The organism is Mucilaginibacter gynuensis (genome assembly GCF_039541195.1).
In the GTDB taxonomy this organism is placed as follows: domain Bacteria; phylum Bacteroidota; class Bacteroidia; order Sphingobacteriales; family Sphingobacteriaceae; genus Mucilaginibacter; species Mucilaginibacter gynuensis.
This window is the reverse complement of sequence record NZ_BAABFT010000002.1, coordinates 201,636-215,171: the sequence shown is the minus strand read 5'-3', so window position 1 is coordinate 215,171 and position 13,536 is coordinate 201,636. Positions and strand designations below refer to the sequence as shown.

At 44.6% G+C, this 13,536-nt stretch carries 9 protein-coding genes; 6 read left to right on the top strand and 3 right to left on the bottom strand.

All coding sequences use genetic code 11. From position 1 onward, the window contains the following. Nucleotides 1-20 precede the first annotated feature (20 nt). Nucleotides 21-1,337 (bottom strand): paraquat-inducible protein A, encoded by a 1,317-nt coding sequence (locus tag ABD894_RS04240; protein ID WP_345209747.1) that lies wholly within the window; start codon nucleotides 1,335-1,337, stop codon nucleotides 21-23. A gap of 275 nt (nucleotides 1,338-1,612) precedes the next feature. Here ABD894_RS04240 and ABD894_RS04235 point away from each other — a divergent pair, with 275 nt between their 5' ends. From ABD894_RS04235 to ABD894_RS04220, 4 genes are all read left to right on the top strand, one after another. Beyond that, nucleotides 1,613-2,668 carry a PQQ-dependent sugar dehydrogenase gene (locus ABD894_RS04235; protein ID WP_345210194.1) on the top strand — a complete coding sequence of 352 codons (1,056 nt, stop codon included), beginning with the start codon at nucleotides 1,613-1,615 and terminating at the stop codon, nucleotides 2,666-2,668. Nucleotides 2,669-2,836: 168 nt separating this feature from the next. Further along, the gene (gene arr, locus ABD894_RS04230) at nucleotides 2,837-3,280 is read left to right on the top strand and encodes an NAD(+)--rifampin ADP-ribosyltransferase (protein ID WP_345209746.1); all 444 of its coding nucleotides are present in this window, start codon (nucleotides 2,837-2,839) and stop codon (nucleotides 3,278-3,280) included. A gap of 204 nt (nucleotides 3,281-3,484) precedes the next feature. Further along, nucleotides 3,485-4,342: a 3-keto-disaccharide hydrolase gene (locus ABD894_RS04225; RefSeq protein ID WP_345209745.1), complete on the top strand. Its 858-nt coding sequence runs from the start codon at nucleotides 3,485-3,487 to the stop codon at nucleotides 4,340-4,342. Between the two features lie 12 nt (nucleotides 4,343-4,354). Continuing rightward, the gene (locus ABD894_RS04220; protein WP_345209744.1) at nucleotides 4,355-6,988 is read left to right on the top strand and encodes a DUF7133 domain-containing protein; all 2,634 of its coding nucleotides are present in this window, start codon (nucleotides 4,355-4,357) and stop codon (nucleotides 6,986-6,988) included. 469 nt (nucleotides 6,989-7,457) lie between these two features. On the opposite strand, the gene ABD894_RS04215 is transcribed toward ABD894_RS04220, so the two are convergent. After that, on the bottom strand, nucleotides 7,458-8,606 hold the full coding sequence (locus ABD894_RS04215; protein ID WP_345209743.1) for an alkene reductase: 1,149 nt from the start codon (nucleotides 8,604-8,606) through the stop codon (nucleotides 7,458-7,460). Between the two features lie 133 nt (nucleotides 8,607-8,739). Here ABD894_RS04215 and ABD894_RS04210 point away from each other — a divergent pair, with 133 nt between their 5' ends. After that, nucleotides 8,740-9,162: a winged helix-turn-helix transcriptional regulator gene (locus ABD894_RS04210; RefSeq protein ID WP_345209742.1), complete on the top strand. Its 423-nt coding sequence runs from the start codon at nucleotides 8,740-8,742 to the stop codon at nucleotides 9,160-9,162. A gap of 178 nt (nucleotides 9,163-9,340) precedes the next feature. On the opposite strand, the gene ABD894_RS04205 is transcribed toward ABD894_RS04210, so the two are convergent. Then, nucleotides 9,341-10,159 carry a hypothetical protein gene (locus ABD894_RS04205; RefSeq protein WP_345209741.1) on the bottom strand — a complete coding sequence of 273 codons (819 nt, stop codon included), beginning with the start codon at nucleotides 10,157-10,159 and terminating at the stop codon, nucleotides 9,341-9,343. A 402-nt stretch (nucleotides 10,160-10,561) separates the two neighbouring features. Here ABD894_RS04205 and ABD894_RS04200 point away from each other — a divergent pair, with 402 nt between their 5' ends. After that, complete coding sequence (locus ABD894_RS04200) at nucleotides 10,562-13,504, top strand: ATP-binding protein (protein ID WP_345209740.1); 2,943 nt, start codon at nucleotides 10,562-10,564, stop codon at nucleotides 13,502-13,504. The last annotated feature ends 32 nt before the right edge of the window (nucleotides 13,505-13,536 follow it).

Sequence of the window (13,536 nt, the reverse complement as noted above, 5' to 3'; positions counted from 1 at the left end):
GTTGCTAAAGATTATTTCATTTAATGGGCATCGTTAGGCGTAATATATTTAAGGATGGTCGACAGGATCAGACCGTATAGCACGAAACTGATGAAGATGATATAGCCGGGCTGAAGCGCGGTATTGTTCGTCGAGATCAGCGTCAGATCCTGCGAGCGGATATTCAATAAAGCCAGCTGACTATTCAGCAAACCGTTTAACCCGATATAGGTCATCAGGATCGCGATAACGATCACATCGGCCATACTCCATTTTCCGGACTGGAACGCGAAGTATTTGACGATCCGGTTTTCCGCGATACTTTTCCGGCCCAGCAGGTGCACTCCGGTCGAACTCAGTTTCAGTACCGGGAATAGGATACTGAATGACAGGATCAGGATACCGACCCCGATGGAATCAATGGCCGGCTGTTTGATCAATACCTCTACCACGCCCAGGATACTTTTACTCTCATAAAACAATACCTGGTCTTTGAACAATACATGCTCACCCAGCAGCGTAAAATCCAGCGTGCTGATCCGGCAATCCACCTCGATCATAGAAGCGCTCAAGCCGACCCCCAACAGAATGAAAGCGAAGAGTAAAGAGAGAATGAATAGCGTGGCGTGCAATTTAACCTGTTTGCGCAGGAACCACCATAAGGCCAGCACAATGACAATGCAGCCCAGCATCAAAAAGCAATAGCGGTACATCTCCGTGCGTATCTCTGTCAGCAAATGATCCAGCTTGCTGTTTAGGGCAGGGGTGGTAGTAACCCGGTATTTATGGTACATCTTATCAAACAGCTGGTGATTCGCGCGTAAAGCGCTGTCAATAGGCTTAGCTTGTTGCAGATCGCTGAATTTGGACATGGCCAAGTCGCTCAACTTAGCCTTTTGATTCGGATTGTCGGCTTTGGCGATAATATCACGCGCCATGGCCGGTACCCCGGCTTTGATCTTATCCGTATTGACGAAAGTTTTGACCGCCAGTTTCCGGATCTTCCCTGCCAGGCTTTTGGGCTTTTTCTCTACCATCGCTTCTGCTTTGGCAATCAGCGCATACAGTACTTCTTCGATCTCGGTCTGCAATTCCTTCTTCTGCAGTTTCGTCAACTTAAAGTGTTTGACCTGGCGTGTTACCACCCCGGCAATCTCATCCTGCCACTGGTCGACGGACAGCAAACCGTAAGTAATACTATTTACCTGCGCATGATCCGCTTTGATCATTTCCTGCCGCGCCGACAGCTCGTGCAGGCGGTAGCCAAAGAAACTTTCGGCAATTAGTAAAACCAGCAAACCCGCAATGAGTATCATTCTGGCGGCAAGCGGACTGAATCGGGACGGTGTTACAGGCAATTGGTCTTACATTAATTTGGGTATATAAACCCATGGGAGCGCGGATAGTTTTAGCAACTTCTGTAATAAAACTGTTGTTATAAAACATATCACCGGAAATGTTGTCATTAAGGGCATTAACCCAAAAGATCATGTTGTCAAAATTTTACAGATCATTAAGCTTAGGCATTGTCCTTTCAGTAATTAGTACAGCAGGTATGGCTCAAACCGGCGAACCTGTATAAAAGAACAAAGCCAACAGCGATTACAAACCCGCTTTCGCGGGATAGACACGTATCGGAAGTCTCAAAACAAAAACACTTTATACCGTTACACTCATCAGCAGTGAACTGAAAGGTCCGTGGGGAATGCATGTTTTGCCCGACGGCCGCTTACTGATCAGCAGTAAGCCGGGCACCATGCAAATAGTTAATACGAGTGGTAAAATCGTAAAAAATATTACCGGTTTTCCGGAAGTTCAATTTCAGGGACAGGGTGGATTGCTGGATATTAATATTGATCCAGAGTTTACAAAAAACCGTATGGTTTACTGGACCTACGCCCAACCCGGTGAAGGTGCCGCGCTTGCCGTGGCCAAAGGCAAACTATCTGCTGACGAAACCAAACTGGAAGATGTAAAAGTGATTTTTGAAGCCAGCCCACGTTACAAAGGAAGCGGCCAGTTTGGCTCGCGCATTGTATTTGATAAGAACGGAAACCTCTTCGTTAGTTCGGGTGACCGCAACGCTAAAGACATTCGTGTAAAAGCGCAGGACTTGAGCGCGACCACCGGCAAGATCATCCATATCACCAAAGAGGGTAAACCGGTATCGGATAATCCCTTTGTTGGTAAGGCTGATGCCAAACCCGAGATCTATGCCCTGGGTTTTCGTAATCCCGACGGACTGGCCATCAACCCGCTTACGGGAGATTTATGGGAGAGCGAATTCGGGCCGCGCGGGGGAGATGAGATCAACCTGATCAAATCCGGCGCAAACTATGGCTGGCCATATGTTACCTATGGTATTGAGTACAGCGGCGAAAAAGTTTACGATGGCATCCAGCAAAAAGAAGGTACAGTGCAACCCGTTTACTACTGGGATCCTGTTATATCGCCGGGTTGCATGATGTTTTATACCGGAAATATTGCCGAGTGGAAGAACAATCTCTTTGTGGGCGCATTAAGCGGCTTACACGTTATCCGCCTGGTTATCAAAGACAACAAAGTAGTTGGCGAGGAGCGCCTGTTAGCCGATAAAAATGAACGCTGGCGCTGCATAGCCACCGGTAAAAATGGTGCTATTTACGCCGCGACCGATAACGGTAATTTATATAAGATCGCTAAACGATAACGATCCCCTTAACGGCGGCATTGAATGTTGCATCTCATCCCTGAACTTGTGCGTATTCAACAACCGATCTGTTTTATCAGTAAAACAATTATTTATCTTTATAATCATATGTTTTCTGAACAAGAAATTGTAGCATTAATAAAGCGATAGATCAAAAACAGTAAGAAGATGGACACATCCAAGAACGAACACGAAGTAACAGCCTCTGCATTAAATCCTTTTTCGCAAACTTTTTTTCACGGTACAAAAGCGGATCTGAAAATCGGCGATCTTATAAGCACCGGCTTTAATTCAAACTTTGTAGACCGTCAATTAAAACATATTTACCTTTCCGCAACCTTAAATGTGGCGGTTTGGGGAGCTGAGCTTGCATCAGGAGAGGGCCGTGAAAGAATTTACCTGGTAGAAGCAACAGGTGCGGTTGAAGATGACCCCAACGTAACCGATAAGAAATTCCCTGGTAACCCTACCATGTCCTACCGCTCCACAGCCCCGTTCAAAGTTGTAGGTGAAGTTATTGTATGGCAGCGTCATTCATCAGAGCAGATCACGGCAATGAAAGAAGGTTTGGAAAAGTTAAAAAAACAGGGTGCCATGATTATCGAAGAGTAAATGGCTTAACACCATATCTTGCAAATAAAGTAGCGTATTCATTACATCAAAGGTGTTAAACCTATTGATCCCGATCTGCTGCCTGATCAATGGCTGTTCCGGGAGTATTCGCAAAGCTGTTCTACCAAATAAATCGCGCAATAGTTGAATTAAGAAAAAATATCCTTAAAATTGGTTGCACAGATATTGTTTTAAAACAACCTTATGAACAAAACAAAACGCGTATCTTTTTTTAAGTACATTATTATTGCTGGCTTTTTGCCGGTAATATTTGCCTTTGTGATCAAACCTGAGCCTGCCGGTGTAAAATGGCAGCAGCTTTTTAACGGGAAAGACCTGAAAGACTGGACCATCAAAATAAAAGGGCGTGATCTTAACGATAACTTCGGAAATACCTTCAGAGTGGTGGATGGTAAAATACAGGTGAACTATGACCATTACAAAGAGTTCGATGAACAATACGGGCACCTGTTCTATAAAAAACCTTTCTCGTATTACCTCATCGCCGCCGAATACCGTTTTACCGGCAACCAGGTAAAAGGTGGCCCCGGATGGGCTTTTAGAAACAGCGGGATCATGATCCACGGGCAGGACCCGGCAACCATGACCAAAGGTCAGGATTTTCCTAATTCTATAGAAGTGCAATTGTTAGGCGGCAATGGCAGCGGGAAACGCACTACTGCAAATGTTTGTACACCGGGCACGCAGTATGTGATGAACAATTCGGTAGTTAAAAACCATTGCATGGACTCCAATTCAAAAACATTTGACGGCGACCAATGGGTGCGTGTAGAGGCATTGGTACTGGGCGACTCGCTGGTGGTTCATTACGTGAACGGGGAAGAAGTGTTGCGTTACCAGAAACCACAAACCGACCCGGTAGGTAACAGCGACAATGGTACGCTGATAAAAAGCGGCACCATCTCCCTGCAAAGCGAAAGTCACCCGGTTGAATTCAGGAAAGTAGAGATCATTAACCTTGAAAAATTTGCTGCCAAGCCCGAACAATTGAAAAAAGTAATTGAACAATTGATGGCTGTAAAACGCGTAGCTAAACAATAAAACCGCTAACCCATGCTAAGATATTCTTTCACCCTGTTTATTATCATGTCTTTTCTGGGCACGTTCACCTTTTTTGGAGGGGCGAACCAGAAAAAACGCGAAAAGGTGCCTGCTAAACAGCTACCCAAATGGCCCGATGGGCTTACCGTTACCCCGTTTGCAGGTCCTGAACTAACGCCAAGCCCGGCATGTATCGCCGTAGCGGCAACAGGTGAGGTATATGTTGGCGTGGATATGATAGGTTCCTTAGGTAAAGATAAAGGCAAAGGTCGCATTGTAAGACTGGTTGACAGCGACAATGATGGTAAGGTAGATCAGCATACCAACTTTGCCGATGTTGATGATCCGCGTGGTATATTAATCATGGGCGATAAGGTTTATGTACTGCATACCGTATTTTCGGCAACCACAGGCAAAGCCACGGGGATGGACCTGGATTATTTTGAAGATAAAGACCATGATGGCGTTGCCGATGGCCCTGCTAAACCACTTATTGAACACATCAGTAACGAGCACATGCTGGTAGAAAGGGGTACAGACCACGCAACCAACGGTATCCGGATGGGTATTGATGGCTGGATCTATATCGCCGTGGGCGATTTTGGTTTTCATGATGCAATCGATCGCAGCGGTAAAAAAATGACCATGCTTGGCGGCGGTATTGTTCGCGTACGGCCGGACGGCACCGAGATGGAAGTTTTTACGCATGGTACCCGTAACCTGTATGATGTAGCTATTGACCCTTACATGAATGTTTTCACCAGGGATAATACCAATGATGGCGGCGGCTGGAATATCCGTTTCTCGCATCATATACAGTCGGGCGAGTATGGTTACCCGGTATTGTTCCAGCATTTTACCGACGAGATCATACCGGCACTGGCCGATCTGGGTGGTGGCTCGGGTACAGGCTCCCTGTTTATGGACGAACCCGGCTGGCCCGAAAAATATAACCGTGTGCCCATGACCGCCGACTGGGGCCGCAACGAGTTGTTTATTGACCGTGTACAGCCTGACGGCGCAAGCTTTTTGCTGAAGGAAGAAGAATTTATCCAGCTGCCGCAGATCACTGATCTCGATGTGGATGGTTCGGGCAGGCTATACCTATCTGCCTGGGATGGCGCGGGGTATTCGGGCAACCCGGCAAAGGGATATGTGGTACGTGCGGTACCTACCGACTGGACCTACAAAGCTTTTCCGGATCTAAAAGCGGCGTCAGTATCCGATCTGGCAGGTCTGCTTCATTCAGCAAGTGCGGTAACCCGCCTGAATGCTTCGCAGGAGCTTATCACCCGCCCGGCTGATGAAGCAGCTAAAGCCACACTAAATGTGGCCTCAAACACAAGCTTACCCTTGTATGCAAGAGTGGCCGGTATTTATACCTATGCGCAGATAGCCCGTGAAAACGGTATCCCCGCATTGCTCGATCTCGCCAAAAATAAAGAACTAACAGAATTTGCCTTGAAGGCACTTACCGACCGGAAAGGGGGCTTGCAGCAGGTGCCGATCGCGCCTTTTTTGGCTGCGCTCAAAAGCCCGTCGCCCCGGGTTCAAACAACCGCCATTGTATCGCTCAACAGGCTTGGGAGAATAGAAGCTGCAAAAGCATTGCTGAAAATAACTGTACCTGCCAGTTTTACGGCACCGGTAAAAAATGTGGAAGGGCCGCATGCTACACCTAATTCTGCCATTATTCCCGCGCATTTGGCGGTAAGGGCATTGGTTAGCTTAAATGCTGTAAATGCCTGTGTAGCGGCCATCGGTACAGAAAATTCTACGCTTGCCTTATGGGCCTTGCGATATATGTATGATAGCAAAGCGGTTGATGGTCTTATTGCTGCTTACCCGCTGGTGAAAACCGCAAAGGAAAAAAAACAGATTCTGGTAACCCTGTCGCGTCTGTATAAAAAAGAAGCGCCTTATGATGCCTCCTGGTGGTGGGGTACACGTCCAGATTCGCACGGACCGGTTTATAAGGGCATAGCTTGGGAAGGTTCGCCAAAAATTGAAAGCTTTTTGAAAAAGCAATGGACAAGATCTCCGGCAGCCGGCAAACCATTTTATGCCGACCTGAATGCACGCCATCAAATGGGTATTACTGCTTTCGGTGGCGAAGAAAAAGTTACCGCCACCAAAGAGGTAAAGGTTGATCTGGAAAAAATACGTAATCAAAAAGGACAAATAGGTAAATCATCCATAGAAGATGTGATGCTGGCCATTGAAAAAATAAAAGGCGACCCCTTTGCCGGTAAGGCACTGTTCACCCGTCAGGGTTGTATTGCCTGCCACAGTATTGCAAAGGGCGAAAAGCTGAAAGGCCCTTTTATGGGGCAGATCGGTTCGATCATGACGCGCCAACAAATTGCCGAATCGATACTTAAACCCAATGCATCTATATCACAGGGGTTTGCTACGGTATTAATATCGGCGAAAGGCAATAAGGAGTATATGGGTTTTATAACGGAAGAATCGGCCACTAAGATAGTGATGCGCAATATTACCGGCGATGTATTTACTATCCAATCGGCAGATGTGCTGAGCCGTTCAGAACTGAAAACCTCCATGATGCCTACCGGCCTGGCCAATGCGTTATCTTACCAGGAATTTGCTTCGCTTATTACTTTCCTGTCGCAGCAAAAACAATGATACGGGGTATAGCTGTGGTATTGCTTTATTTTTCCGGGCATCGTACCGGGCGGAATTAGATCAGGATACTTACGAATTCTTGTAACTATTTTGCGCTGTACGGCGTCTTTTAGATACCTATTGATGAAGTATGAGTTCCCGGTAAGCCAAGCCGCTGAGCAAAAAACATCACAAACGTTACTCTTTTTATTTTGCAAAAAAAGTAAGGTCAGTTCGTTGTGCAGGCCGATTAGACTATGGGTCTTGTAGCTGTAAGGTTGTAGCTAAGTTCTTAACTCCAGTAGCCTGTTTTAACCGCGGCATAAAAAGTTATATGCACTGTGCCATGATGTACGGAAGCTTTTCTGCCAGAAAACGCAATCATAAGTTGTTTTTGACAGTGAAAGTGAATTCTATCTCTCCATAAAGGTTTCGAAACAATGCTTTCCTATATTTGATTAGAAAAGCATTGTTTTAAAACTTTCAATTATTACTCGGAATCAACTTCATCAGATTGTGCGCCAGCGCCAACATACACGGCTCCCGGATAATCAGCATATCCTTTTTCCTCTCCAGTGTAATAAGTATCAGGATCATTTTCAGAAAGTGGTAGTTGAAATTTGAAGCGCTCAACCAAATCAGGGTTAGCGATGAATAATTGGCCAAAAGATACCAGATCGGCTTTTCCTTCTTTCAGAATTGTATCACCGCTCTGCTGCGTAAAGCCAAGGTTAGCCATCAACCTTCCGCTGTAATGATAACGGAAATGGCTGAAGTAATCATTTTGCAATGCCTCTACTGGCGTACCTGTTAAGTCTTGAGCGGGACCTGTAATGTGAACGAAAGCAAGATCGTAATCATTGAGTTTTTTTAATATATACTGGAAAATTGGTATTGTCTCTTCATCCGGGGTTACAATGCCTACATGAGTGTACATAACCGGTGTAAACTTAATAGCTACCCGGGTGCTGTTCCAAACTTCTGTTATTGCATCCAGGATCTCAAAGATAATACGCGCCCGGTTTTCGATACTGCCTCCATATTCATCCGTACGCTGATTAGTAGCTAAACTTAAAAATTGCGGGATCAGCATACCTGCCTGTGCATGTACTTCAACACCGTCGAAGCCTGCATCCTTAGCATTTTGAGCAGCCTGTTTATAATCCTGTATCGTTTGTTTAATCTCAGCAACTGTTAACTCGCGTGGTGTCAATGTATCTTTAAACCCTTCCGGCGTAAATGATTGCGTTTGCGGGTTGATGGCTGATGGCCCGGCAGGTAATTCACCATTAAGATGATCGGGGTGAGATGCAGAACCAATATGCCCAAGTTGTGAAAAGATCAAACCGCCGTTATCATGTACCGCTGTAGTTACCTGTTTCCACCCTTCAACTTGTTTTTCTGTATAAATACCGGGAACATTAATAAAGCCAATAGCTCTCGAATTTACCCACGTGCCTTCGCTAAGTATCAATCCTGCTGATGCCCGCTGCGCATAATATTCTGCCATAAGAGAGGTAGGAACCAGATCCGCGTTAGTGGCACGTCCGCGGGTCATTGGCGCCATAACTACCCGGTTCTTTAATTTCAGATCGCCTAAGTGATATTCTTCTAATAGAAGCTGTGTTGAATTTTTCATTGCTTTTTTTGAGCAAACCTCGGGCAAACACTGCAGCACTACAATATGGGAGAAACTAATAGCATAGGGATAAAATTATCCCTTATGTCGAAATGAGATACAATGCTTATTTTTGAGTTAAGATAACCGGTGTATGTACGAAAGAAAGATTCCTCTCACTATTGATTGCGGCCTCCATCTGACAAAAGAGGTGTTGAACGGCAAATGGAAACCAGCGTTGCTGAATGCCATCTCCATGGACGTAAAACGCCCGAGTGAGATCCTGCGTTTACTACAGGGAGTAACCCGAAGGGTTCTGACCGTACAACTCAAGGAATTGGAGGAACACGGCATGGTAGAAAAAAAGATCTATCCGCAATTGCCGCCTAAAGTGGAGTACTCGTTGACAGCAATAGGCTGGTCATTAATGCCTATCATTGATGCCCTGAACCAGTGGGGGGATACTAACCGGCGGTTTTTAGAAACTGTTATAACACAGGATCCCAAAACAACGCAGGTTTCAAAATCCCCTTGTCCCGCTTACCGGCATTTGCTTTCAGAGCGTAAAATCGGATGAGATTTGGAGATTGATCTACTTAAATATTACAGCGAATGCCATTAAATTAAGTTTTAATGGCATTCGCTATATTTGAAATTCTCGTTAACACAGATAGTTGAATATTTAAAAAACATAATAGGTTTACGAGAAATGTTTTGAGACCGTATCGGTTAGCCGATATATTATTCATCCAAACTTACTTCCTCAGCAACCAGGGTGTTACACCTTTAGGTCCGTACCATTCAAAAGTGCTCAATGATGTAGTGATTCTGGCGGCCGTAAACTCGTACGGGTCAACGTATAAAGTATTTCCATCTGCAGAGAGTACACCGTAATAAGGAATGACATAAATTTCCGGATCTATGGGGTTGGCTCCTGAAAATAAAATGCGTGAGCCATCTTGTTTGTAATTTAATTTGAAGATTACGCCATCGTCGTGGACGGAATAAAGGGGATCACCACCTGAAAAATAACTGGTCAATCCTTGTGTATAAAATGTAGTAGAATTTACATCGGGAAACCATTCAGGGTGGTCGGGCTGCCCCCAGTTACCTACTATACTTGGAGCATCTTTAGGGAAGAGTTTCATATCCACCATAGCTATAATAGGTGAAGAACCACCCGTAATTTTAGATTTATCAGCAGAGATCGTATAAACCTGAGGTGAATTGAATTGTTCATCTCCCGGCAAATCAAACAATACTGTAACCTGGGTTTGCCCCTGGGCGTCTTCTTCTACTTTTGTTATCTTTCCGGGCACGTCTCCGCGGCGCCATTTAGTAAGCGTGAGGTGCGACCAGGCAATGACACTGTCTTTAGCCCCAAATCGTAGTGAAAGAGGTCTTGGGTAGTAATGATTGCCAACCCGTGCAATACCGGTGTATTCAGAATTGGAAAAACTGTAGGTCCCCTTTGGATTATTAGGTGCATTTTTTTTATCTTTCTTACAACCTGTGCTCAAAAAAAGAGCATTAAAAGCTATTACAGCTATTAGTAATTGAATTGCTTTTTTCATAGTGTGATGTTTAAATGTTGCTTTTTTTGCGATACAAGGTTCAGGAACTGTATTGTTGTCTTGCTAACTTACGTAATAAAGTCACTTGGCAAATAAATGGGATGGAGAGAATAAAAAACTTCGAATTTCTATCAATTTCATTTGAATTTCTTTCGAATTCATGAATGTTTGTTAGATCGTAATAATTGAAGGCTAAATTTAAATGTGCTTTGCGAATGGGTGTTGCCAGACTTAAACATTTAACCCACAATGATCGGTTTCACAAAGCTGCTTGTAAGCTTCAAGAAAGATAATTATTTTGTAAGCAAAATAAGATTCACCTGTTGCAAAGAGGGGCACACTAAGGAATCATTTAATCAGTATCATCGCAAAATGGTGGTCGAGCTATAAAATATTGTTGAGATGAGGTACTTACCAAAGTTTGTATTTGCTGTGATCAGGACTCGTCTTGGATTACTTATATGCGCGCTGGTTTTCATGCGGCCGGCAAGCGCTCAGGAAATTGTCACTATTGGCGAGAAAAGTCTTGTTCAATTGAACGAGATATCATTGCGCGACTCAACCTGGTATTTCCTGCCCCAAAGTAAGGCCTTGAATCAACCCTATCTTGGTAACACTGAAGGATGGACAACTTTTAACTATACCACTTTCGGAAATGTAAATGCGCCCAAAAACTGGCGCGGTGAGGGCTGGTTTAGTGTATGGTTGCAAACTGATAAAACACTGGCCGGAAAAAAATTATCCTTACGTATCAATCATGATGGCGCCTCTGAAATATTTATTGATGGCCACGCGGTTGGTGGGTATGGTCAGGTTGGGCACACAGCCATTTCTACCGAGAATGCCCGGGCACCAAGACAAATAATACCGGTATGGTTTAATGATACCAAACCCCATCTTCTTACTATTCATTATGCTAATCATAAAGTTTATTATGCTGATTTTGCCGGATTTGAGATTTGGATAGGCGACTATAAAAAAGTTTCTGCCCGTATCAACAGAAATATATTGCTGTATAATACTATTCCCCTGTGTGCCGCGGCACAGATCATACTGGCTTTACTGCACTTCTTGTTGTACCTTTTTTACCGTAAACGTACTATTTATCTCTATTATGCGGCGTTTGTAATGTTCGTAGGCATTAGTGCATTGTCTGCTTATTTTTTTTACCAGGCTGCTACCCCGCAATTACAGTGGGCAGCGCAAGTAACAGGCAACCTATGTACGGTAATGCAGTTGTGGACAAGTGTAACGCTGCTTTACGCCCTGGGATTAGTTAAACTGCCTAAACGAAGATTTATCGCACTTTCGGTCATATGCACCGGCTATTTGGCGGCTTATGTGATCAAGGCGCTCTACTATCCTGAAGCGATGTGGAACGATTACTTCTACCTTATTTACCTGTTTTGGATGGTCGATGCGTTCAGGTCGGTGATACCTATTATCCGTCGCAGGGACAAAGGTGCCTGGCTTATTGTGACGGGGGTGATTGTGGTGGTACTCACGTACTTTTTTGCCTGGGCAGATGTATTCGGTTTATGGCCTTATTACAGCAGTGCCATGCGTTTATTTATGATGAACATAGGCGAACTGGTATTGCCCGTTTGCCTTTCACTTTACCTTGCGCTTGATTTTACCCGAACTAACCAGGTATTATCGGAAAAGCTTAGCGAAGTTGAAATGCTGTCGACAATGGCATTAACGCAAGAGGCTGAAAAAAATGCCCTGATAGCCGGTGAAGCCCGCCGGTTGGAAATATTGGTGGCCGACCGTACAGCGGAACTGGAACTTCAGGCAGAAAAACTGAAGGAAGCAGACCTGATCAAATCGCGTTTTTTCACGAATATCACTCATGAGCTTAAAACGCCACTTACCCTGATACTCAATCCCGCGGAAGAACTCATGGCGTCACCTGCATTACAAACGCAGGCTCATGCACATTTAATTTATAATAACGCCACCCGTTTACTCGAGCTGCTCAATCAATTGCTTGACCTGAGCAAGATAGAAAATGGCGCCATGAAAGTGACTTATGCTCCGCTTGATCTTGTGGCGGTCATCAACACACACCTGAGCGCTTATGAAATAACGGCTGCAAAAAAAAATATTTCTTTGTCATTTACATCCTTGTTCGACAAACTTTGGATAATGGGCGATAATGACAAGGTCGGTAAAGTTGTAGCCAACCTGCTATCAAACGCTGTTAAATTTACAGATAACGGCGGTGTGGATATTGCGCTTCAAAAATTTATAGATAATGACGCCGGAAATATACTGATAAAAGTCAGCGATACAGGAAAAGGCATTCCCAAAGAAAAGCTTGCTCATATCTTTACCCGCTTTTACCAGGCGGATCTATCAGACACGCGGTCGGCCGAAGGATCAGGGATTGGTTTGGCATTAACTAAAGAACTGACAGAACTAATGGGCGGACGTATTAATGTTGTTAGCACGGTTGATGAAGGAACGGAAATGATTGTAGTGTTGCAGTACTTTCCGGCGCCTCCTATTCAAAATATTATCGAAGCCGGTAAAACCGAAATACGTAATTCATATAATATACGTGCAAACGCAACACAAAGTGCCAACCCGGACAAACCACTTGTATTGCTGGTAGAAGACCACGAGGAATTGAGGAACTATTTGTACAGCCTGCTCAGCGTTTATTACCAGGTAATAACCGCTGAAGACGGGGAACAAGGCATTGCTATAGGTATGGAGCAAATTCCAACCGCTATTATAACCGATATCATGCTGCCGAAGGTAAACGGTTATGAATTGGCCGCGCGTTTTAAAGCAGATATAAAAACCAGCCATATTCCTATTATTATGCTAACGGCTAAAGCAGATACCGACAGCAAGGTACAAGGGATAGAAACAGGAGCCGACGCTTACCTGGCCAAACCGTTTAATAACCGCGAACTTTTAGCGACAGTTGAAAACCTGATTGATACCCGCAATCGCCTGCGCGAATATTATACAAAAGAGCAATCATGGTTATCTGATCAGACAGCTATGCCCAACCCGGAACGCGATTTTATTTCCCTTATACGCCAAACCGTACTGAAGCATTTGGATGATGAAACCTACACGGTTGAGAGGCTTGCAAATGACATAGGAATGAGTATTATCCAGTTACACCGCAAGTTAAAGGCTGTAGCAGGGCAGGGGCCGGGTGAACTGATCCGGCTGATCAGGCTTGAAACAGCTTACCAGTTACTTGAAAAACAAAATTTAACCGTAGCGGAAGTTGCTTACAAGGTAGGTTTCAGTAATCCAACCAGCTTTTCTGTCAGTTTTTCCCGGCATTTTGGTTTCCCTCCTAAAAGTGTTGGCGTTGTTTAGCTTGAGCACCTCAATTCAAACAGTAAGCAAAA

Bases quoted from the DNA above. Each gene is read 5' to 3' on its own strand.
- arr (WP_345209746.1), top strand. From the start codon at position 2,837: ATGGACACATCCAAGAACGAACACGAAGTAACAGCCTCTGCATTAAAT.
- ABD894_RS04225 (WP_345209745.1), top strand. From the start codon at position 3,485: ATGAACAAAACAAAACGCGTATCTTTTTTTAAGTACATTATTATTGCT.
- ABD894_RS04220 (WP_345209744.1), top strand. From the start codon at position 4,355: ATGCTAAGATATTCTTTCACCCTGTTTATTATCATGTCTTTTCTGGGC.
- ABD894_RS04215 (WP_345209743.1), bottom strand. From the start codon at position 8,606: ATGAAAAATTCAACACAGCTTCTATTAGAAGAATATCACTTAGGCGAT.
- ABD894_RS04210 (WP_345209742.1), top strand. From the start codon at position 8,740: ATGTACGAAAGAAAGATTCCTCTCACTATTGATTGCGGCCTCCATCTG.
- ABD894_RS04205 (WP_345209741.1), bottom strand. From the start codon at position 10,159: ATGAAAAAAGCAATTCAATTACTAATAGCTGTAATAGCTTTTAATGCT.
- ABD894_RS04200 (WP_345209740.1), top strand. From the start codon at position 10,562: ATGAGGTACTTACCAAAGTTTGTATTTGCTGTGATCAGGACTCGTCTT.